This window comes from Caulobacter sp. BE254 (genome assembly GCF_031457295.1).
In the GTDB taxonomy this organism is placed as follows: domain Bacteria; phylum Pseudomonadota; class Alphaproteobacteria; order Caulobacterales; family Caulobacteraceae; genus Caulobacter.
The window spans coordinates 821,384-842,290 of sequence record NZ_JAVDWJ010000001.1 but is presented as its reverse complement, the minus strand read 5'-3'; the positions used below and the strand labels follow the sequence as shown (position 1 = coordinate 842,290).

At 68.8% G+C, this 20,907-nt stretch carries 24 protein-coding genes; 17 read left to right on the top strand and 7 right to left on the bottom strand.

Features of this window, described 5'->3' with window-relative positions:
• Window position 1: 1 nt before the first annotated feature.
• From J2X41_RS03710 to erpA, 5 genes are all read right to left on the bottom strand, one after another.
• Window positions 2-328, bottom strand: a complete 327-nt coding sequence (locus J2X41_RS03710) for a hypothetical protein (RefSeq protein WP_310079696.1) — start codon at window positions 326-328, stop codon at window positions 2-4.
• Between the two features lie 78 nt (window positions 329-406).
• On the bottom strand, window positions 407-1,291 hold the full coding sequence (locus J2X41_RS03705) for a hypothetical protein (protein ID WP_310079695.1): 885 nt from the start codon (window positions 1,289-1,291) through the stop codon (window positions 407-409).
• A 43-nt stretch (window positions 1,292-1,334) separates the two neighbouring features.
• Window positions 1,335-2,123: an exodeoxyribonuclease III gene (xth, locus tag J2X41_RS03700; RefSeq protein WP_310079693.1), complete on the bottom strand. Its 789-nt coding sequence runs from the start codon at window positions 2,121-2,123 to the stop codon at window positions 1,335-1,337.
• An 81-nt stretch (window positions 2,124-2,204) separates the two neighbouring features.
• Window positions 2,205-2,732, bottom strand: a complete 528-nt coding sequence (locus tag J2X41_RS03695; RefSeq protein ID WP_310079691.1) for a hypothetical protein — start codon at window positions 2,730-2,732, stop codon at window positions 2,205-2,207.
• Between the two features lie 160 nt (window positions 2,733-2,892).
• On the bottom strand, window positions 2,893-3,225 hold the full coding sequence (gene erpA / locus J2X41_RS03690) for an iron-sulfur cluster insertion protein ErpA (protein WP_310079689.1): 333 nt from the start codon (window positions 3,223-3,225) through the stop codon (window positions 2,893-2,895).
• A 77-nt stretch (window positions 3,226-3,302) separates the two neighbouring features.
• Here erpA and J2X41_RS03685 point away from each other — a divergent pair, with 77 nt between their 5' ends.
• The 12 genes from J2X41_RS03685 (at window position 3,303) to J2X41_RS03630 (ending at window position 15,288) form a co-directional block, all read left to right on the top strand.
• A complete protein-coding gene (locus tag J2X41_RS03685) occupies window positions 3,303-4,487 on the top strand; it encodes a deoxyguanosinetriphosphate triphosphohydrolase (RefSeq protein ID WP_310079688.1) in 1,185 nt (394 codons plus the stop codon).
• A 131-nt stretch (window positions 4,488-4,618) separates the two neighbouring features.
• Window positions 4,619-5,434: an SPOR domain-containing protein gene (locus tag J2X41_RS03680; RefSeq protein ID WP_310079687.1), complete on the top strand. Its 816-nt coding sequence runs from the start codon at window positions 4,619-4,621 to the stop codon at window positions 5,432-5,434.
• Between the two features lie 13 nt (window positions 5,435-5,447).
• Window positions 5,448-6,473, top strand: a complete 1,026-nt coding sequence (nagZ, locus tag J2X41_RS03675) for a beta-N-acetylhexosaminidase (RefSeq protein WP_310079685.1) — start codon at window positions 5,448-5,450, stop codon at window positions 6,471-6,473.
• Entirely contained in the window at window positions 6,470-7,294 is an 825-nt protein-coding gene (locus J2X41_RS03670; protein WP_310079684.1) for a ScpA family protein, read from the top strand. The genes nagZ and J2X41_RS03670 overlap by 4 nt, the downstream gene beginning before the upstream one ends.
• A 133-nt stretch (window positions 7,295-7,427) precedes the next feature.
• A complete protein-coding gene (gene scpB / locus J2X41_RS03665; protein ID WP_310079683.1) occupies window positions 7,428-8,087 on the top strand; it encodes an SMC-Scp complex subunit ScpB in 660 nt (219 codons plus the stop codon).
• Between the two features lie 142 nt (window positions 8,088-8,229).
• Window positions 8,230-8,454, top strand: a complete 225-nt coding sequence (locus tag J2X41_RS03660; RefSeq protein ID WP_028040730.1) for a twin-arginine translocase TatA/TatE family subunit — start codon at window positions 8,230-8,232, stop codon at window positions 8,452-8,454.
• A 99-nt stretch (window positions 8,455-8,553) separates the two neighbouring features.
• Window positions 8,554-9,117, top strand: a complete 564-nt coding sequence (gene tatB / locus J2X41_RS03655) for a Sec-independent protein translocase protein TatB (RefSeq protein WP_310079681.1) — start codon at window positions 8,554-8,556, stop codon at window positions 9,115-9,117.
• Complete coding sequence (tatC, locus tag J2X41_RS03650; protein WP_310079679.1) at window positions 9,114-10,016, top strand: twin-arginine translocase subunit TatC; 903 nt, start codon at window positions 9,114-9,116, stop codon at window positions 10,014-10,016. The genes tatB and tatC overlap by 4 nt, the downstream gene beginning before the upstream one ends.
• Window positions 10,017-10,260: 244 nt before the next feature.
• Window positions 10,261-11,685 carry a serine--tRNA ligase gene (gene serS / locus J2X41_RS03645; RefSeq protein ID WP_310079678.1) on the top strand — a complete coding sequence of 475 codons (1,425 nt, stop codon included), beginning with the start codon at window positions 10,261-10,263 and terminating at the stop codon, window positions 11,683-11,685.
• Between the two features lie 157 nt (window positions 11,686-11,842).
• Window positions 11,843-12,637, top strand: a complete 795-nt coding sequence (gene surE, locus J2X41_RS03640) for a 5'/3'-nucleotidase SurE (RefSeq protein WP_310079676.1) — start codon at window positions 11,843-11,845, stop codon at window positions 12,635-12,637.
• Window positions 12,637-13,293, top strand: a complete 657-nt coding sequence (locus J2X41_RS03635; RefSeq protein ID WP_028040735.1) for a protein-L-isoaspartate(D-aspartate) O-methyltransferase — start codon at window positions 12,637-12,639, stop codon at window positions 13,291-13,293. Before surE ends, J2X41_RS03635 begins: the two co-directional genes overlap by 1 nt.
• Before the next feature lie 123 nt (window positions 13,294-13,416).
• Window positions 13,417-15,288 (top strand): LysM peptidoglycan-binding domain-containing protein, encoded by a 1,872-nt coding sequence (locus J2X41_RS03630; protein ID WP_310079674.1) that lies wholly within the window; start codon window positions 13,417-13,419, stop codon window positions 15,286-15,288.
• A gap of 175 nt (window positions 15,289-15,463) precedes the next feature.
• Here the strand turns inward: J2X41_RS03630 and J2X41_RS03625 are convergent, their stop codons facing one another.
• Together J2X41_RS03625 and J2X41_RS03620 are read right to left on the bottom strand one after the other, a co-directional pair.
• Window positions 15,464-15,703, bottom strand: a complete 240-nt coding sequence (locus tag J2X41_RS03625) for a hypothetical protein (RefSeq protein ID WP_310079673.1) — start codon at window positions 15,701-15,703, stop codon at window positions 15,464-15,466.
• A gap of 19 nt (window positions 15,704-15,722) precedes the next feature.
• Window positions 15,723-16,562, bottom strand: a complete 840-nt coding sequence (locus J2X41_RS03620; protein ID WP_310079672.1) for an ATP-binding protein — start codon at window positions 16,560-16,562, stop codon at window positions 15,723-15,725.
• 120 nt (window positions 16,563-16,682) lie between these two features.
• Between J2X41_RS03620 and yajC the strand changes: the two genes are divergently transcribed.
• The 5 genes from yajC (at window position 16,683) to J2X41_RS03595 (ending at window position 20,845) form a co-directional block, all read left to right on the top strand.
• On the top strand, window positions 16,683-16,991 hold the full coding sequence (yajC, locus tag J2X41_RS03615) for a preprotein translocase subunit YajC (protein ID WP_310079670.1): 309 nt from the start codon (window positions 16,683-16,685) through the stop codon (window positions 16,989-16,991).
• A 73-nt stretch (window positions 16,992-17,064) separates the two neighbouring features.
• Window positions 17,065-18,663 (top strand): protein translocase subunit SecD, encoded by a 1,599-nt coding sequence (gene secD / locus J2X41_RS03610; RefSeq protein WP_310079668.1) that lies wholly within the window; start codon window positions 17,065-17,067, stop codon window positions 18,661-18,663.
• Between the two features lie 9 nt (window positions 18,664-18,672).
• A complete protein-coding gene (gene secF / locus J2X41_RS03605; protein ID WP_028040741.1) occupies window positions 18,673-19,623 on the top strand; it encodes a protein translocase subunit SecF in 951 nt (316 codons plus the stop codon).
• A 2-nt stretch (window positions 19,624-19,625) separates the two neighbouring features.
• Window positions 19,626-19,979, top strand: a complete 354-nt coding sequence (locus J2X41_RS03600; RefSeq protein ID WP_310079861.1) for an MTH938/NDUFAF3 family protein — start codon at window positions 19,626-19,628, stop codon at window positions 19,977-19,979.
• Window positions 19,980-20,230: 251 nt separating this feature from the next.
• The gene (locus tag J2X41_RS03595; protein ID WP_310079666.1) at window positions 20,231-20,845 is read left to right on the top strand and encodes a urate hydroxylase PuuD; all 615 of its coding nucleotides are present in this window, start codon (window positions 20,231-20,233) and stop codon (window positions 20,843-20,845) included.
• The last annotated feature ends 62 nt before the right edge of the window (window positions 20,846-20,907 follow it).

Here is a 20,907-nt window from a genome sequence, read left to right as displayed (position 1 = left end):
CCTACTTCTTGATCTTCTTGAAATCCTTGTAGAATAGGTCTTCCGGCGGGCGGTCCTCCGGCGCGGGGGCGCGGAAGTCGTTGGGCCGCAGCAGGCCCTGGTCGAACATCGTGCGGCGCTGCTCCATCGCCGCCGCAGCGCGGGCCGAGGCGCCCAGCCTGACCGGCACGATGACCCCGCGATCGCGATCCAGCCAGGTCGCCGCCTCCTCGGTGCTGACCACGCCGTCGCGATCCGTGTCGGCCGGAGTCAGCGCCAGCGGTCGGGGCGCGGCCAGGGCCGGCGCGGCGCAGAAAACGGCGAGGACGGCGGCGAGAACCAGGCGCATCGATCGGGACTCCCCAAGGCTCGCAAGGCAAGCGGACAAGGCATTTGGGCGGTCAAACGCGCGAGGAGTCAAACGGGATCAATCGTCCAGGTCGAAAGGCAGCTCGTCCTGGTCGTTCCGGGACGGACGGTCGGCCTTGGAGACCGGCTTGTAGGTCTTTTCCAGGATCAGCGGGGGATCGTCGTCCAGGGCGTTCCCCAGTTCGTCGTCTTCCCTCAATTCGTCGTCCCAGGGGGCTTCCGCCGGATCGGCGGTGGTGCCGATCTCGTCGAAGAGCGGCGCGGTGGCGGTCGGGCGCGCCTGCGGCGACGTGGCGCTGACCGCCTCCAGGGCGGGCGTGTAGGGCTTGTGCGCGGCGCGGGCGACGTCCGGCTCGACGCTCGACGGCCGCGACTGGAGGGACGGCTCGGACGGCGGCGCGGCCCTGGCTCTCGGCGCCAGCGGGCGGCGAACGATGGCGTCGGCGCGCAGAAGCCAGCGGTTGGCCTCCTGGATCGCGTTGGCCGGCGAGCGGCTCTCCCGGTGCTGCTGGTCGCCCTCCAGCCACAGGTCCAGCTCGAAGTCGGGATGGCGCGGGTCGTCGAAGATCAGCTTCAGGGTCACCTGGGCGGCCTGCTGGACGATCTGGTCGATGGCCCGGCGCTGCTCGCCTCGGAACACCCGGCCGATGACCTGGCCGTCGACCGACAGCTCCGCGCCCATCAACTCGTCGATGCGGTAGATCAGGCACCAGGCGCCGCTGTCCCAGGCCACGGCGGCCTGGTTGGTGGTGAAGTTGAAGCCCGCGCCCCGGCCGCGCCCCTTGGCGACGATCACGGTCTCCGGCGGCCCCTTCAGCACATGGCGCAGGGCGCGGCGGATCCGGCGCTCCTCGTCCATGAACCAGATGGCGGCGCTGCCCACGAAGGTCACCGCGGAGGCCGACAAGGTCACGAGCAGCAAGAGACGCCAGAGTTCGCTCATGGGATCAGGCTAGCGGGAGTCCCTGATTTCGAACAGACGGGTTTCAGAGGTCGAGCTCGGCCACCACCGGCACGTGGTCCGAGGGCTTTTCCTTGTCGCGCTCGTCGCGGTGGATCGCCACGCCGGCCAGCCGGTCGGCCGCCTGGGGCGATAGCAGCAGGTGGTCGATGCGGATGCCCAGGTTCCGCGGCCAGGCGCCGGCCTGGTAGTCCCAGAAGGTGTAGCCGCCCGGCGCGCCGTCGGCCTGCATATAGGCGTCGGTGAAGCCCAGGTTCCTCAGGGCCCGGAACGCGGCCCGGCTCTCGGGCTGGAACAGGGCGTCGCCCAGCCAGGCCTCGGGATTGGCCACATCCTCGACCTCGGGGATGACGTTGTAGTCGCCGGCGATGACCAGCGGCTCCTCCAGGGCCAGCAGGCCCTGGGCGTGGGCGTGCAGGCGTTTCATCCAGGCCAGCTTGTAGGCGAACTTCTCGGTGCCGATCGGATTGCCGTTGGGCAGGTAGATGCCGACCATCCGCAACGGGGTCGGGGCGGCGATCACCGCCTCGATGTAGCGCGCCTGCTCATCGACCTCGTCGTCATGCAGGAAGGGCAGGCCCTTGCGCACGTCCTCCAGCGGGAACTTCGAGAGCAAGGCCACGCCGTTATAGGTCTTCTGGCCGTGGACGGCGACGTTGTAGCCCAGGCGCTCGAAGGCCTCGGTCGGGAACTTCTCGTCCAGGCACTTGATCTCCTGCAGCACAGCCACGTCGGGCGCGGCCGATTCGAACCATTCCAGGACTCGTTCCAGGCGGGCGTTGACGGAATTGACGTTCCAGGTGGCGATGCGCATCGAGGGCTCCAGTCGGCGGCGGGAGGCTAGGGCGCATGGGCGGCCCGCTCAAGTCGCGGTTCCGGATTTCCCGCAGGCCGGTCAGCGCGGCGCCGACATCGCGCCTTGCGGCTGCCCGGCCTGGAACGCCGACAACAGATTGGCCTGCACGCTCAAGACCAGGGCCGCGGCGGCCAACACCGAGGTGATCATCGTGACGATCACAGTCCAGCGCGTGGTTTTATTGTCCGCTTTCAGGGCGAGCGTCTGCGCGACGTTGTCGGCCTTGAGAGCCGCCATCTGCGCGGTGGCGTCTTCCTTCAGGCCGGCGATCTGAGTAGACGTATCCGTTCGCAACGCCGCCATTTGCGTGGAGATGTCGTCCCTCAAGGTCGCCATCTGTTCCAAGGTGTCTGTCCGCAGAGCGCCCATCTGCGCGAAGACGTCCGTTCGGAGCGCCGCCATCTGAGCGAAGATATCGGTTCGCAGAGCGGCCATTTGCGCCAGGACGCCGCGTTCGCCGGTGAGGATTTCACCCAGCCGATCGATCTTACCGCTAAGTTCGACGAAGCGGGTTTCCGTCCGCGCTTCGACGGCCTCCAGCTTGGCTTCGATCTCTTCGCGGGTCATGGGTCGATCCTGCGACTGGAGCGGGCCGGATTCAATTGGCTTTTCGGCGCGGCCATCCTCTCGACCATTCTCCAGCGCGAGCCCTGCGCAACCCGTTTATGGTTTGTTCTCAATTTTTGGCATAAGCGAACGCGTAGCACAACCTAAAAGTTGAGCCGCCTCAGATCGAGAAGCTGACGCCGCAGCCGCAGCTGGACTTGGCGTTGGGGTTGCGCACGCGGAACTCCGCGCCGGCCAGTTCGTCGACGAAATCGATCTCCGAACCCTTGAGCAGGGCCAGGGAGATCACGTCGACCAGGGCCGCGGCCCCGTCGCGCTCGACCTTCAGGTCGTCGGGCTGGGCGCTGTCGACCAGGTCGAACCGGTACTGGAAGCCCGAGCAGCCGCCGCCGTCGACGGCGACGCGCAGCATCACCGGATGGCCCTCGGCCTCCGAGATCGTCTGCAGCCGGCGGGCGGCGTTGGGAGAAAGCGTTACGGCGGTGTCGGTCATGGCTGTGGAAAATCCATACTTCGCCTATATGAGGGCGTGCGCGCCCCAGGGAAAGGGGCGATCAGCAAAGGCCTTCCATGTCGTCGTCTCCTTTCTTCGTCCAGCGCGCCCCCTACGCCGAGGATCCGGCCAAGTCCTTGGGCCGCCGCTTCCCGGAAGACGAGAGCCGCACGCGCACCCCGTTCGCCCGCGACCGCGACCGCATCATCCACACCTCGGCCTTTCGCCGGCTGAAGGAAAAGACCCAGGTGTTCGTCGCCCACGAGGGCGACAACTTCCGCACCCGCCTGACCCATTCGCTGGAGGTGGCGCAAGTGGCGCGTTCGCTGGCGACCGCGCTGGGCCTGGACAGCGACCTGGCCGAGACCATCGCCCTGGGCCACGACATCGGCCATCCGCCGTTCGGCCACGCCGGCGAGGACGAGCTGCAGTCGTGCATGAAGGCGTTCGGCGGCTTCGATCACAACGTCCAGACCTTCCGCGTCGTCACCGAGCTGGAGCGCCGCTATCCGGACTTCAGCGGCCTGAACCTGACCTGGGAGACGCTGGAAGGGATCATCAAGCACAACGGCCCGGTGACCGAGAAGCTGGGCAAGCCGTCGTGGAAGGCGATCTCCAAGTACGACAGCGAGTACAAGCTGGGTTTGAACACCTGGGCCTCGGCCGAGGCCCAGGTCGCGGCCCTGGCCGACGACATCGCCTACAACAACCACGACATCGACGACGGGGTCGAGGCGGGGCTGTTCACCCTGGACGAGCTGATGGACGTGCCGCTGATCGGCCCGATCCTGGTCGCCGTCCGCAGCGAGCGCCCGGACCTGGACCCGCGCCTGACCCGGCTGGAGGCCGTGCGACGGATGATCGGGGCCATGGTCGACGACGTGATGGGCGAGACCCTGCAGCGCGCCGCCGCCACCGGGGTGCAATCGGCCCAGGACGTCCGCGCCCTGGACCACGCCCTGGTCGCCTTCTCGCCGGACATGGCCGAGGACCTGGCGCGGCTGCGCCAGTTCCTGCACGCCCGGATGTACCGCCACTGGCGCGTCAATCGGACGCGCAGCCAGGCGCGCCGCATTCTCGCCGAGATGTTCAATCTCTTCTTGGCCGAGCCCGACGTCCTGCCGTCGGAATGGTTCGCCCGGTCGCAGAACCGCGACGAGGCCGGCCGCGCTCGCGTCGTCTGCGACTACATCGCGGGCATGACCGACCGGTTCGCCATCGAGGAACATCGCAAGCTGTTCCAGCTGGACGTCTGGAACTAGCCCGCGCGAAAGCGGGGCGGCGATGTTCACGGGTAGTTCTGGGCGGGCCCGGGCTCCGATAAACTATGTTGGCGCGCGTCCGATTCGCTGTGAGCGATCCCGCGCGCATGAAGTCTGGAGCCTCGACGCGAATGTCCGATCCCCACCGCGGCGCCTATACGCCGCCCACCGATGCGCCGCTCTCGTTCGACGCGCGTCAGCCTGTTCGCGGCTCGCGGCCCCTGCCCATGACCTTGATCATCAGCGCCGTGGTGCTGGCGACCCTGGTCGTCGCGGTGCTGCTGATCTATCGCGGCGGCGTGCGCGGCCCCAATGAGCCGCCGCGCACCGTCGGCGAGCCCGTCGCCCAGATGAAGGCCGCGCCGCCGGCCGGGACCGCCCAGCCGGCCGATCCGGCCTCGGGCCTGCAGATCTACAAGAGCGAGGCGCCCGAGGCCTCGCCGACTTTCGCCGCCCAGCCGGAGGCGCCGCTGGCCCGTCCAACCCCGCCGCCGCCCAGCGCCCCGGTCCAGACCGCGACCCTGCAGCCGGCCAAGCCGGCGCCGGCCGGCCCCAGCGCGCCGGTCTCGGCCGCCCCGGCGACCAAGCCCGCCGCCAAGCCGGCCCAGACCATCGAAGGCCTGGCCACCGCCGCGGTCTCGCCGCGCGCCACCGCTCCGGCCGCGACCAAGCCCGCCGCCGCGCCGGCGCCCACCGCCTCGGCCGGCGGCCCGGCCAGCGTGCAGATCGGCGCCCTGTCCTCGACCGCCCTGGCCGATAAGGCCTGGTCCGACGCCGCCCGCATCGCACCGGGCCTGGCCGCGGGCAAGGGCAAGCGGGTCGAGGCGATCGACAAGAACGGCACGACCCTCTACCGCACCGCCGTCACCGGCTTCGCCAGCCGCGCCGAGGCCAAGGCGTTCTGCGACGCCCTCAGCGCCGCCGGCAAATCCTGCTTCGTGAAATAGGGGAGCAGGGCCCATGGCCAGCATTTCCGCCGCCATTCTCGGCTGCGCCGGGACCACTCTGACGGCGGAAGAGGTTGCGTTCTTCCGGGACGTGAAGCCGTGGGGCTTCATCCTGTTCAAGCGCAACATCGCCGATCCGAACCAGGTCCGGGCCTTGACGGCGGCGTTGCGGGCGACGGTCGGACGCGCCGACGCCCCGATCCTGATCGATCAGGAGGGCGGCCGCGTCGCCCGCTTGGGCGCCCCCCACTGGAAGACCTATCCGCCCGGCCGCGCCTATGGCGAGCTGGTGGCCAACGACCCCCTGGTCGCCCGCGAGATCACCCGCCTGGGGGCGCGCCTGATCGCCCATGACCTGCTGTCGCTGGGCATCAATGTCGACTGCGTGCCGGTGCTGGACGTGCCCGATCCACAGGGCCACGAGATCATCGGCGACCGCGCCTATGGCGACACGCCGCAGCAGGTGGCGACCCTGGGCCGCGCCGCGGCCGAGGGCCTGCTGGCCGGCGGCGTGCTGCCGATCATCAAGCACATCCCCGGCCACGGCCGCGCCATGAGCGACAGCCACCTGGAGCTGCCGGTGGTCAAGGCCAAGCTGGCCGAGCTGGACGCCCGCGACTTCGCGCCGTTCCGCGTGCTGTCGGACATGCCCATGGCGATGACCGCCCACGTCGTCTACACGGCGATCGATCGGTCCCGTCCGGCCACGACGTCGAAGAAGGCGATCAGGAAGATCATCCGGGAATCCATCGGCTTCGACGGACTTTTGATGAGCGACGATCTGTCGATGAAGGCGCTGTCGGGCGACTTCAAGCAGCGCGCCAAGGACAGCTTGGCCGCCGGCTGCGACGTGGTCCTGCACTGCAACGGCGACATGGCCGAGATGAAGGCGGTGATGTCCGGCGTCGGCAAGCTATCGCGCGAGGCCCGTCGGCGGGTCCAGGCGGTCATGGGCCGGCTGGTCAAGGTTCCCGAGCCGCTGGACGTGGCGGAGGCCCGCGCCCGGTTCGACGCGGCTTTTGACGGACGCTTTGCGTGAGCACGGGCTTCCAGCCCACCCTCGACTTCGAGGCCGCCAACGAGGCGGCCGAGGACGGTGCGGCGCTGGTCATCGACATCGACGGCTACGAAGGTCCGCTGCACGTGCTGCTGGCCCTGGCGCGCAGCCAGAAGGTCGACCTGCTGCAGCTGTCGATCACCAAGCTGGCCGAGCAGTACCTGGCCTTCGTGCAGCAGGCCCGCCGCGTGCGGTTCTCGCTGGCCGCCGACTATCTGGTGATGGCCGCCTGGCTGGCCTATCTGAAGTCGCGCCTGCTGCTGCCCAAGCCCGAGCGTCCCAAGGCCGAGGAGCCGCCGGCCGAGGAGATGGCCGCCCAGCTGGCCTTCCGCCTGGCCAAGCTGGACGTGATGCGCAAGGCCGTGGAGGCCCTGAAGGAGCGTCCGATCCTCAAGCGCGACGTGTTCATGCGCGGCGACCCGGAGGCGGTGAAGATCGTTTCCTCGACCCGCTTCGAGGGCGACCTCTACGCCCTGATGACCGCCTACATCACCCAGCGCAAGCGCGAGCATGGTCGCCACTACGCCCCGCGCCCGCCCCAGGCCTACCCGCTGGAGGACGCCCGCGACCGCCTGCGCGACCTGCTGCCGGAGATGAAGGACTGGACCACCCTGTCGGGCGTCGCCCCGGTCGAGCGCTGGGAGGACGATCCGGACGGCCCGAGCCCCGCCAGCTACCTGGCCTCGACCCTGTCGGCCAGCCTGGAGCTGGTGAAGGAAGGGATCCTCGAGGCGCGGCAGATGGAGCATTTCTCGGACATCTACCTGCGCACGCGGGCCGAGCCGCTGGAGCCGATCGTATGAGCCCGTCCTCCAAGATCCTCCCCCTGTGGGGGAGGCGGCCCGAACGGGCCGGTGGGGGGAGTCGTCCCACCTCGGCCGTATCCCCCCTCCGATCGCTGCGCGATCACCTCCCCCACAGGGGGAGGATTTATCCATGACCATCGACCCGCTCTTCACCACCCGCTGCATCGAGGCCCTGCTGTTCGCAGCGGCCGAGCCGCTGAGCGTCGAGGACTTGGCCAAGCGCCTGCCCGAGGGGGCGGACATCGGCGCGGGCCTGGCCGACCTGCACGCGCGCTATGTCGGCCGCGGCATCGAACTGGTGCAGGTGGCCGGCCGCTGGCGGTTCCAGACCGCTACGGACCTGGCCTTCCTGATGACCGAGGAGCGCGAGGAGCCGCGGCGGCTGTCCAAGGCCGCCCAGGAGACCCTGGCGATCATCGCCTACCACCAGCCCGTCACCCGGGCCGAGATCGAGGCGGTGCGCGGGGTCCAGGCCAGCCGGGGCACGCTGGACGTGCTGCTGGAGCTGGGCCTGGTCAAGATGCGCGGCCGCCGCCGCACGCCCGGTCGCCCGGTGACGTTCGGCACCACCGACGCCTTCCTCGAGCACTACGGTCTGGCGACCCTGGGCGACCTGCCGGGAATCGCCGAGATGCGCGCGGCCGGCCTGCTGGCCTTGGACCTGCCGCCGGGCTTCTCCGTCCCCGATCCGATGGGCCTGCGGGCCGGCGAGGACGAGGACCCGCTGGAGGACGGCGACGAGGCGCCGGAATTCGCTCAGGATTTCCTGGGAGACCTGGAGCGGGGCTAGGGGCTTTACACATCGTCGCAGGCGCCCGCTTATCGTGCGGCGCCGCTTTGCCCCCCGCCTCGCGTCGGCCTATATTGTCAGAGATATTGTAACGACACGCCACAGCGGCTAATGGGCCGCTGTCGCAAGGAGCATCGTCGTCATGGGTAGCATGAGCTGGATCCACTGGGTGATCGTGATCGCGGTCGTGGCCCTGCTGTTTGGCGGGCGCGGCAAGCTGTCCGGCATCATGGGCGACGCGGCCAAGGGCATCAAAGCCTTCAAGGACGGCCTGAAGGACGATCCGTCCGACGATGTCGCCGCCAACAAGTCCACGGGCGCCCTGCCGCGCACCGAGGCCGAGAAGGAAGACCTGCGCAAGTCGTAGGAGATTCGTCGCGCCGCGCTTCCACGAGGGGAGGGCGGCCGCGACCATCGTTCACTTCGCGCGCGGGCCTTTCAAGGCCGCTCGCTCTAAGGCGCGTCCATGCTCCCTGATATCGGCGGAACGGAACTCCTGGTCATCGCCGCGGTCGCCTTGATCGTGGTGGGGCCCAAGGACCTGCCTGTGCTGCTCCGCAAGCTCGGCCAGTTCGTCGCCAAGATCCGCGGCATGGCCAACGAGTTCCGCGCCAGCTTCGACGAAATGGCCCGCCAGTCGGAACTGGACGAGCTGCGCAAGGAAGTCCAGGCCATGCGCGAGGGGCAGTACACCGCCCCGATGCGCGACGCCGCGGCCCAGGCCGGCGACGCCAGCCACGTCGACCAGGTGTTCGCCGACATCGACGCCAGCCTCAACAGCGGCGCCGTCAAGGTCTCGCCGCACGACGCCTACCAGCCGGCGACCCCGCTGGAAGCGCCCGTCCCCAACGTCGAGATCGTCTCCAAGCCCAAGCGCAAGGCTCCGGCCAGGAAGGCGGCGGCCGAAGCGACCGAGATCGTCTCCAAGCCCAAGGCCGCCAAGGCGTCCAAGGCCGACCTGTCGGTCCCGGCCAAGCCGGCCCGCAAGCGCGCCGCCAAGACCTCGACCAATTCGGATACCGCCTCGTGACCAACGCCATCGGACACGATCCGGAAGACGAGATCGAAGCCTCGCGCGCCCCGCTGATGGACCACCTGATCGAGCTGCGCATGCGGCTGATCATCTGCGTGGTCGCGCTGTTCGTCGGCTTCGGGATCTGTTTCGCCTTCGCCGACCGGATCTTCCTGTTCCTGGTCGAACCGTTCACCGTGGCCCAGAAGCTGCTGGCCGCCCAGCACGCCGGCGGCCATCACGGGCCGTTCGACCTGCTGCTGGCCCTGCTGGGCCTGAAGGACATTCCGGCCACCGACACCAAGGCCCTGGGCCTGGTCTACACCGCCGCCCTGGAGTTCTTCTTCACCAAGCTGAAGCTGGCCGGGTTCGGGGCGGTGGTCCTGACCTTCCCGGTGCTGGCCTGGCAGCTGTACCGCTTCGTGGCCCCCGGCCTCTACAAGAACGAGCGCTACGCCTTCCTGCCGTTCCTGATCGCCTCGCCGTTCATGTTCGTGCTGGGCGCGGCCTTGGTCTATTACGTGATGCTGCCGTTCGTGCTGTGGTTCTCGCTGAGCCAGCAGATCAGCACCGCCGGCATCTCGATCCAACTGCTGCCCAAGGTCAGCGACTACCTGACCCTGGTGACCACCCTGCTGCTGGCGTTCGGCCTGTGCTTCCAGCTGCCGGTGGTGGTCTCGCTGCTGGGCATGGCGGGCATCGTCTCCAGCAAGCTGCTGCGCGAGGGCCGTCGCTACGCCATCGTCGGGGTGTTCATCGCCGCCGCCATCCTGACCCCGCCCGACCCGATCAGCCAGATGACTTTGGCCATCCCGATGTGCCTGCTCTACGAGATCTCGATCTGGTGCGTGTGGCTGATCGAGCGCCGCAAGGCCAAGGACGAGCGCGAAGCGGGCAAGGACGTGGTGGCGGTCTAGCTCTCGACCGTCATCCTCGGACTTGTTCCGAGGACCCCTTTGTCCGCTGGTTTGTCGATGGGGATGATCCGCGAACGCACCGCTCCAAGGATCATTCTTCTTCTCGGTTGAAGCAGGGGTCCTCGGAACAAGTCCGAGGAAGACGGACGTTGGGGCGGTGGAGAGGCGAGACACCGCGCTTGGCGCCCCCGCCGACGCGCCTTAGAGAGGTCGCTTCTTAACGACTTCTCTTCCGAGCGTTCCGATGCACGACATCAAGGCCATCCGCGACAATCCCGAAGCCTTCGAAGCCGCCTGGTCGGCCAAGGGCCGCTCGGGCGCGGCCGCCGAGGCGGTCAGGCTGGACGCGACCCTGCGCGCGGCCCTGACCGCCTTGCAGGAGGCCCAGGCCAAGCGCAACGAGAGCTCCAAGCTGATCGGCATGGCCAAGGCCAAGAAGAATGAGGTGGAAGCCGCGCGCCTGATGGCCGAGGTCGAGCATCTGAAGGGCGTCATGGCCTCGGCCGCCCAGACCGAGGCCGAGGTCGGCGGACAGCTGAAGGACCTACTGGCCAGCCTGCCCAACATCCCCGCGCCGGAGGTGCCCAAGGGCGAGGACGAGGCGGGCAATGTCGAGGTCCGCCGCTGGGGCGATCCGTCCAAGCTGCCGGCCGGACGGCTGAACAATCCCAAGGACCACGTCGACCTGGGCGCGGCCCTGGGCGGCATGGACTTCGAGGCTGCCGCCCGGATGTCCGGCGCCCGCTTCGTGGTGCTGAAGGGCCAGATCGCCCGGCTGGAACGGGCGCTGGGCCAGTTCATGCTCGACCTCCAGACGGTCCAGAACGGCTACGCCGAGATCAGCCCGCCGCTGCTGGTCAAGGACGAGGCGCTGTTTGGAACGGGTCAGCTGCCGAAGTTTAAAGAAGATCTTTTCCAGACAAGCGTCGAATGGAAAGCCGCTTTGATGGCGGAGCTTGAGCGCGATCACCTCGAACGGCGACACCTGCCGGAATACAAAGCTGAGGCTGTGCACGACGTTGTCGCCCGGTTTGCGGAAAAGCACGCCGAAGAGGGCCGCCGCTGGCTCATCCCCACCGCCGAAGTCTCCCTGACCAACATCGTGCGTGAGCAGATCACCGACGAGGCCGAGTTGCCGTTGCGGATGACCGCCCTAACGCCGTCGTTCCGCTCGGAGGCCGGGGCCAGCGGCCGCGACACCCGCGGCATGATCCGCCAGCACCAGTTCTACAAGGTCGAGCTGGTCTCGATCACCACCCCCGACCAGTCCGAGGCCGAGCACGAGCGCATGGTCGCTTGCGCCGAGGCGGTGCTGAAGGCGTTGGAGCTGCCGTTCCGCACCATGCTGCTGTGCACCGGCGACATGGGCTTCGGCGCCCGCAAGACCTACGACCTGGAGGTCTGGCTGCCGTCGCAGAACACCTATCGCGAGATCAGCTCGTGCTCCAACTGCGGCGACTTCCAGGCCCGCCGGATGGACGCCCGCTTCAAGAAGGCCGGCGAGAAGGGCACGCACTACGTCCACACCCTCAACGGTTCTGGCCTGGCCGTCGGCCGCACCCTGGTGGCCGTGCTGGAGAACTATCAGGACGAGACCGGGCGGATCACGGTGCCGGATGTGCTGGTCCCGTACATGGGCGGCGTGACGCATATCGGGGGGGAGGGGTGATCAACCCGTTCATCCATCAGCCCTGTCATCCCGGACAAGCGCGCAGCGCGCAGATCCGGGACCGACGCGTGAACGCCGCGCTTCCGGCGATCCCGGATCTGCGCCCGGCTTCGCCGGGCTTGTCCGGGATGACAACCGTTGTTGAGGCGGCCGCCTGATGCGCATCCTCCTGACCAACGACGACGGCATCCACGCCGAGGGGCTGCAAAGCCTGGAGCGCATCGCCCGGACGCTGTCGGACGACATCTGGATCGTCGCGCCGGAGTACGAGCAGTCCGGGGCCGGCCGGGCCCTGACCCTGTCGGACCCAATCCGCGTGCGTCGGGTCGACGATCGCCGCTTCGCCGTCGAGGGCACCCCCACCGACTGCGTGGCCATGGCCGTTCAGCAGCTGATCGAGGGGCCGGCCCCGGACCTGGTGCTGTCGGGCGTCAATCGCGGCCAGAACCTGGCCGAGGACGTCACCCTGTCGGGCACGGTGGCCGGCGCCATCGAGGGCATGGCCCTGAGCATCCCGTCGATCGCCCTGTCCCAGGCCATGACCTATTTCCACGACGAGGTGGTGGCTCACTGGGAGACGGCCGAGCACTTCGGGCCGGGCGTCGTGCGCCGCCTGTTGGAGATCGGCTGGCCCAGGGACGTCATCATGAACGTCAACTTCCCGGCCCTTGCCCCCGAACAGGTCACCGAGGTGGAAGTCACGCGCCAGGGCTTCCGCGACTCGCACATGCGGAGCATGGAAAAGCGGACCGACCTGCGGGGTCGCGACTATTACTGGACGGGCTTTGTTCTCAAGCCGTCCACGCCGGCGGAGGGCACGGATCTGAAAGCCGTCTATGAGGGGCGAATCTCGGTCACGCCGCTGCACATCGACCTGACCCACAACCCGACGATCGCGGCCATGAAGGGCGTGCTCGGCGGCGCGCCGCCCAAGCTGGAGGCCGGCTCGTGATGGCCCAGGCCAAGGCCGACACGCCCGAGGCCCGGCTGCAGGCGCTGATGAAGGCCCTGCGCGCCCAGGGCGTCACCGACCCGGCCGTGCTGAACGCCATCGAGAAGACCCCGCGCGAGCTGTTCACGCCCGACTTGTTCAAGGAGCGGTCTTGGGAGGATTCGGCCCTGCCGATCGCCTGCGGCCAGACCATCAGCCAGCCGTTCATCGTCGGGCTGATGACCCAGGCCCTGACCCTGGAGCCGCGCTGCCGGGTGCTGGAGATCGGCACGGGCTCGGGTTACCAGACCGCCGTGCTCAGCCGCGTCTCGCGGCTGGTCTACACCATCGAGCGCTACCGCACCCTGATGAAGGAGGCCGAGGCCCGCTTCGCGGTGCTGGGCCTGACCAATGTCATCACGAAATTCGGGGACGGATGGGAGGGTTGGCCCAAACAGGCGCCGTTTGACCGCATTCTGGTCACGGCGGCGGCGCAGGATGAACCCGAAACTCTGCTTTCGCAGCTCAAGCCCCAGGGCGTGCTCGTCGCGCCCGTGGGCAAGGGGCCGGTGCAGAGCCTTCGCCGCTACGCCGGCGACGGAAAGGGGGGCTTCACGGTCGAAGTCCTGTGCGACGTGCGTTTCGTCCCGATCCTGGACGGCGTCGCCCGCGAATAGCGGGCCGCGCCGCCGGGTTTCTCCCGTGAGTCCTGCACGGGGTTCTCGGGGCGGGGCGCTATGTTTAATGATTGATTTACCCTTGCGACGGCGACTGGAGCCTCGCGAGGCAAAGGAGAGGCTATGAGGCAGTTGTGGACGCGCGCGGCGGTGATCGCCCTGACGGCTGGAACCCTCGCGGCCTGCGAGAGCACGGGCGGCGCGCAATACCCCACCCGGACGCAGACCCCGACGCCGAACTTCCCCATCGTCCAGGCCCCGCCGGCCAACCAGCAGCCTGAAGGGCCCTCGACCCCGCCGGACGAGCCGCAACCCACCTTCTCCGCGCCCGCCGGCAATGTCGGGGTCTCCAGCCAGCCCCTGGCCCCGGCGACGACCACCCAGCCGCCGCCGCCTCCGCCGCCCCCTCCGGTCGCCGAGACCCGACCCGCGCCCGCCGCCCGTCCCGTGGTGGTCACCACCGTCGGCGGCCCCGTGGTGACGATCGCCGGCCCGCCCAAGAGCTACAAGGTCAAGGCGGGCGACAATATCGACGCCATCGCCCGCACCCTGGGCACCACCCGCGCCCAACTGGCCAAGGACAACGACCTGAAGTCGCCGTACCGGATCCATCCGGGCCTGGTGCTGCAGGGGCCGGAGACCAAGGACGCCAAGGCCTATGTCGTCCAGACCGGCGACACCATGTTCGCCATCGCCAAGCGCTTCTCGGTCACGGCCGCGGCCCTGGCCGAGGCGAACGACCTGAGCGCCGGCTCGGCGATCCGCAAGGGCCAGAAACTGCGCCTGCCGGAAGGCTACAGGGACAAGGGCCCCAGCCGGACCACCGTGATGCAGCCGGTCGCCCAGGAGTCGGCGACCGGCGGCCTGCCGCCGATCGGCTCGACGCCCGGCCGCACGTCCGTTCCGACCCGCGAGGTCGAGGAGGACGAGGCCCCGGCCGGCCGTCCGGTCACCACCACGACCGTCAGCGTCACAGGGCCGGTGGTCGAGGTCGCCGGCCCTCGCCGCACCTACACCGTCAAGCGGGGCGACAATATCGACGCCATCGCCCGCAGCCTTGACACCACCCGCGCGGACCTGGCCAAGGACAACGACCTCGACGCGCCGTACCGCATCAAGCCCGGCCAGAAGCTGAAGGGCCCGGCGACCACGGCCAAGGCCTATGTGGTCCAAACCGGCGACACCCTGGCCAACGTGGCCAAGCGCTTCAACGTCAAGCCGGCCGCCCTGGCCGAAGAGAACAACCTGCGCACCTCGGCCGCGATCAGGAAGGGCCAGAAGCTGCGCCTGCCGTCCGGCTTCAGGGACAAGGGTCCGCTGAAGACCACGGTGACGACCACCCCGGCCGCGCCGCGTCCGACGACCCCGCGTCCGGTCACGCCGACGCCCAGCTACACCCCGCCCGCCGCGACGACCCCATCGACGCCGCCGGCCGGTCTGCCCTCGTCGCCGCGGCCCTATACGCCGTCGCCGGGCACGAGCTATCCGCGTCCGCCCAGCGGGCCGGTCTCGGCCCAGCCGGTGACGCCGCCGCCGTCGGCCGGCCAGATCATCGGCTCCAGCCCGCCGCCGACCGAGGCCGAGATCACCGCCGCCGGCCGCGGCCGCTTCGTGTGGCCGCTGCAGGGCGAGACGATCTCGGACTTCGGCGCCAAGGGCACGGGCCAGCGCAACGACGGCGTCAACATCCGCGCCCCGGCCGGCACGCCGGTCCGCGCCGCCGCGGCCGGCGAGGTCGTCTATGCCGGCAACCAGGTGCCCGGCTTCGGCAATCTGGTGCTGGTCAAGCACGCCGACGGCTGGGTGACGGCCTACGCCCACCTGTCGACCACTGAGGTCAAGATGCGCCAGCAGGTCGCCCAAGGCGCCACCCTGGGCGCGGTCGGCCAGACCGGCGGCGTCCCCGAGCCGCAACTGCACTTCGAGGTCCGCTACGCCCCGACCCCGAAGGACAAGGCGCGTCCGGTCGACCCGGGCCTGGTGCTGCCGAGATAAGCTCCTATCCCTCTCCCCTTGCGGGAGAGGTGACCTCCGAAGGAGGTCGGGTGAGGGGTTGAAAGTCATAACCGCCGCGATCAGCCGAGGGGCCGGTCGCGGCGGTTTCGTTGGGGGAAACCCCTCATCCGTCAGCTTCGCTGACACCTTCTCCCGCAAGCGGAGAAGGATCAGGTCAGTCCTGTCCCCAGCGCCACTTCCACGGGCCGTCGCTCTTGCGCCAGCTGACGACGATCAGGATCGCCGTCGCGGCCAGCACGATGCCAAAATGCAGCAGCGGATTGCGATCCATGAAAACGACGCCGCTGGTGACGACGACGACCAGGAAGCCGGCCAGCAGCGCCCAGCCCTCCCAACTACACGGCAGGCCGGCGCCGAACCCGTAGCGCTTCACGCGAAACCAAGGCTTGCCCATCCGGGCCTCCCGCAGGGTTTTACGCCGGCAAGTTTACACCCAGCTCCCCGGCCAGGTCACGGATGAACTGGTAGGCCACCCGGCCCGAGCGGGCGCCGCGCAGCTGCGACCATTGCAGGGCCCGGCGCTCGAGGTTCTCGACCTCCAGGCCGAACCGCTCGGCATAGCCGTGGATCGCCGCCAGGTAGGTGGGCTGGTCCATGGGCGGGAAGCCGATCCATAGGCCGAAACGATCGGAGACGCTCATCTCCTCCTCGGCGTTCTCGGCGGCGGCGATCGCGCCTTGCGTCTCGACATGGTCGCGCGGCATCAGGTGGCGGCGGTTGGAGGTGGCCACGAACAGCACGTTTTCCGGCGGGCCGGCCACGCCGCCCTCCAGGGCCGATTTCAGCGCCTTGGCCGCCGCCGCCCCGTCCTCGAACGACAGGTCGTCGCACAGCACCACGAAGCGTTCCGCACGGGCGCGCAACAGGTCGAACAGCGGGGGCAGGGCGGTGACCTCGTCGCGATCGACCTCGACCAGCTTCAGGGCCGGATATTCGGCGGCCATCCCCATGAAGGCGGCCTTGGTCAGCGAGCTCTTGCCCGTGCCGCGCACGCCCCACAGCAGCACGTGGTTGCAGGGCAGGCCGACGGCGAAGCGGCGGAGATTCTCGACGAACCGGTCCTTCTGCCGCTCGACGCCGATCAGCAGGTCCAGCGGCATCGGATAGTCGGGGGCGGGGACGAAGCCGCCACCTTGCGGTTCATGCCGGAACAGTCGTCCGGCGGCGAAGTCGGGGGCGGCCGGAGCGGCCGGGGCCAGGCGCTCCAGGGCGTCGGCGATGCGGGCGAGCAGGGGCAGGGCGGCGTCGTTCATGTGTTGCTCCCTAGCCCCACCCAGCCGTCATTGCAAAAGGGGAGGTGAACGCATAGCTTCCGCCGACTTGGCGGACCCCCCATGTGGGCGGGGACGCTACTCGAATTTCTTGGAGACGACATGTCCGGTGGACTGCAAGCCCAACTGATCCAGATCGCGCCCATCATCCTGATGGTCGTGCTCTTCTATTTCATGCTGATCCGCCCGCAGCAGACGCGCGCCAAGCAGCACGCCGCGGCCATCGCGGCCGTCAAGCGCGGCGACAATGTCGTGCTGTCGAACGGCATGCTGGGCAAGGTCGTCCGGGTCGAGGAGACCGAGGTCGGCGTCGAGGTCGCCCAGGGCGTGACCGTCAAGGTGGTCAAGAGCATGATCGCCGAGATCCGCGCCAAGGGCGAACCCGCCCCGGCCAACGATCCCAAGAGCTGATCACCCTTCGCGCCGAACACGAGGCGCCGCCCGCCACTAGACGCTGAAAAGCGTCGTCCAGAGCCTGTAATCCATGCTGACCCTCTCCCGCTGGAAAGTCACCGCCGTCATACTGTCGGTGATCTTCGGCATCGTCTTCTCCCTGCCCAACGTGCTGCCGCAGAAGATGCTCGACGCGCTTCCAGGCTGGGTTCCCCACCAGAAGCTCAACCTGGGGCTCGACCTGCAGGGCGGCTCGTACCTGCTCTACGAGGTCGACACCGACGCGCTGCGGGCCGAACGCCTGACCAACATGGTCGAGGACGTGCGCACCACGCTGCGCAACGACCAGATCGAGTTCGGCGAGCTGGGCGAGGCCGGCGGCGTCGTGCGGGTCCGCATCACCGATCCGGCCAAGGTGGATCAGGCGGTCAGCCTGCTGCGCCGCTCGATCGGCGGGCCCCTGGCCGGCGCCATCGGCGGGCGGGACACCTCGGTCAGCAACAAGGGCGACGGCCGGCTGGAACTGACCTTCGTGCCGGAGGCCGCCAAGGCCGACGCCGTCAAGGCCGTGGACCAGTCCATCGAGACGATCCGCCGCCGGATCGACGCCCTGGGCACCAAGGAACCAACCATCACCAAGCAGGGCAGCAACCGGATCGTCATCCAGGCGGCCGGCGAAAGCGACCCGGCCCGCCTGCAGGCGGTGATCGGCCAGACCGCCAAGCTGACCTTCCAGATGGTGGACGAGACGGTCTCGCAGGACGACATGGTCGCCGGCCGCATCCCGCCCGGCGTCGTGGTCATCCCGAGCACCGAGCCCGGCAGGCCGCCGATCCCGGTCGCCAAGCGCGCCCTGGTGACCGGCGAGGACCTGGTGACCGCCAACCAGGAGTTCGACCAGAACGGCGCGCCCGCCGTCGGCTTCCGCTTCGGCGGCGCCGGGGCCCGCAAGTTCGGCGACGCCACCACCCGCAATGTCGGCAAGCGCTTCGCGATCGTGCTGGACGGCAAGTACATCTCCGACCCGCGCATCAACCAGCCGCTGCCGGGCGGTTCGGGCATCATCACCGGCAACTTCACGCCGGAAAGCGCCGCCGAGCTGGCCCTGCTGCTGCGCTCGGGCGCCCTGCCGGCCAAGCTGAACCTGGAAGAGCAGCGCACCGTCGGGGCCGAGCTGGGCGCCGACGCCGTCCGGGCCGGGGCCATCTCCCTGGCCATCGGCGCGGCGGCGATGTTCGTGTTCATCATCCTGGCCTACGGTCTGTTCGGGGTGTTCGCGGCCCTGGCCCTGGTGGTCAACGTGCTGCTGATCGTCGGCATCATGTCGATGACCCAGGCCACCCTGACCTTCCCCGGCATCGCCGGCCTGATCCTGACCCTGGCGGTGGCGGTCGACGCCAACGTGCTGATCTACGAACGGATGCGGGACGAGGCGGCGGCGGGACGATCGCCGATGTCGGCGGCCGACACCGGCTTCCGCCGGGCCATGGTCTCGATCATGGACGCCAACATCACCAGCCTGATCTCCGCGGCGATCATGTTCGGGTTCGGCTCGGGCCCCATCAAGGGCTTCGCCTGGACCCTGTCGATCGGCGTGTTCACCTCGGTGTTCACCGCCATCATCATCACTCAAGTGCTCATCGGCTGGTGGTTCAAGACCGCCCGTCCGAAGAAGCTGCCGATCGCTTAGGTTCCCATCATGGCTTGGCCCCTTATCCGCCTGATCCCCCGCCAGACCCACTTCCGTTTCGTGAAGTGGGCTCCGGTCGCCGCGGCGATCTCCGCCCTGCTGATCGCCGGCTCGTGCGTCTCGTTCTTCACCCAGGGCCTGAACCTGGGCATCGACTTCAAGGGCGGCGTCGCCATGGAAGCGCGCATGCCCACGCCCATCTCCGGCGACGCCCTGCGCACGGTCGCTCGGGCGACCGGCGCGCATGACGTCCAGGTGCAGGACAACTTCGGCTCGCCCAACGCGGCGATGATCCGCTTCCTGCCCACGGCCGGCGGCGACGCCATGGCCGAGGCCAACCGGGTCAAGGCCGAGATCATCTCCAAGTTCCCCGGCATGACCATGCCGGCTCCGTCGGTCATCGGGGCCAAGGTCTCGGGCGAGCTGCTGATGGGCGGCTTCAAGGCCCTGGGCATCGCCCTGGTGCTGATGCTGGGCTACATCTGGTTCCGCTTTCAGTGGCAGTTCGGCGTCGGCGCGGTGGTGGCCGTGTTCCACGACATCATCCTGACGCTAGGCCTCTTGTCAGTGCTGCAGATCGAGTTCTCGATGACCTCGATCGCGGCCCTGCTGACCGTGATCGGCTACTCCATGAACGAGAAGGTCATCACCTTCGACCGGCTCAAGGAGAACCTGCGCAAGTACAAGACCACCCCGCTGCGCGACATCATCGACCTGTCGGAGAACGAGCGTCTGTCGCGGACGATCATCACCGGCTCCACGGCCCTGCTGGCCCTGGGCGGCACGATGGTGTTCGGCGGCCCGGTGCTGTTCCCGCTGGTCTTCACCATGACCTTCGGCATCCTGATCGGCACCTATTCGTCGGTCTATATCGCTCTGCCGCTGATCCTCGTCTGGGGCGTCAAGCGGGGCGACGAGGAAGCCACGCCGATCAAGCTCGGCGCCGGCACCCGGCCCTGATGCTGCGCCAGCCGCCATCGATCGACGCCTGGGGCGGCGGCGGATTCCGCGTCTCCGGCGACTGGCGTCCGGGCTCGCTGCTGATCATCGACGACCAGCCGCGGTCCTGGAGCGCCACCAGCCTGGCGACCCTGACGCCGGAAGACTTCGCCGAGGTCTTCGCGGCCGTCGGGGCGGTGGAGTTCGTGCTGCTGGGCGTGGGCCTGGTCAACGCCCTGCCGCCGCGCCCCGTGCGCGACGCCCTGAAGGCGGCGGGCGTGGGGCTGGAGTTCATGAGCACCGAGGCCGCGGCCCGCACCTACAACGTCCTGGCCAGCGAAGGCCGGCGGCTGGCGGCGGCCCTGATCGCCGTCTGACGCTCGACGCCGCCTTCGAACGCTCCTTCGTTGTCATCCCGAAAAGCGCGCAGCGCTTGTCCGGGACCCAGGGCAACCGCAAGGCCTTCCGCCCAGTCCCCTGGGTCCCGGACAGCCTCTGCGAGGCTTCCGGGATGACAACCTGGGTTTCGCCTGTTCGCCGGCGCCCTGACTATCCAGCGTGTCCCTTTGCCGACTCCGCCGGGCGCCCTATACCTGACCCCACAACAGGGGCATTAGGGGGCCTGGACATGACCGGACTACTTTCCAATTTCCGCAACACCATCATCGTCAGCGTCCTGCTGGCGCTGGTGATCGCGTTCGGCTTCGGCCACAGCCCGCACGGCTTCGACCAGGCCTATTTCCAGGCGGTGTTCCGCCTGCTGCACGTGTTCTTCGGCATCCTGTGGATCGGGCTGCTGTACTATTTCAACTTCGTGCAGATCCGCGTCATGCCGCAGATCCCGGCCGAGCTGAAGCCGGCGGTGTCCAAGTACATCGCCCCCGAGGCGCTGTTCTGGTTCCGCTGGGCGGCCCTGGCCACCTGGGTGATGGGCGTGGTCCTGGCGTTCAGCCGCGGCTATCTGGCCGAGGCGGCGACCTTCGGCCTGTGGGGCGGCTACGAGCGCGGCGTCGACATGGGCTTCACCTTCATCGGCCTGGGCATGTGGCTGGCGACGATCATGTTCATCAACGTCTGGGGCGTGATCTGGCCGAACCAGAAGAGGGCCCTGGGCATCATCGAGGTGGACGCCGACGCCAAGGCCAAGGCGGCCAAGATGGCCATGCTGTTCTCGCGCATCAACACCCTGCTCAGCATCCCGATGCTGGCGACGATGACGATGTACCAGACGCTGTTCAACTGATCGCCCGACCATATCGAACGAAGAAGGCCCGCGGGATCCGTGGGCCTTTTTCTTTTGGGCCA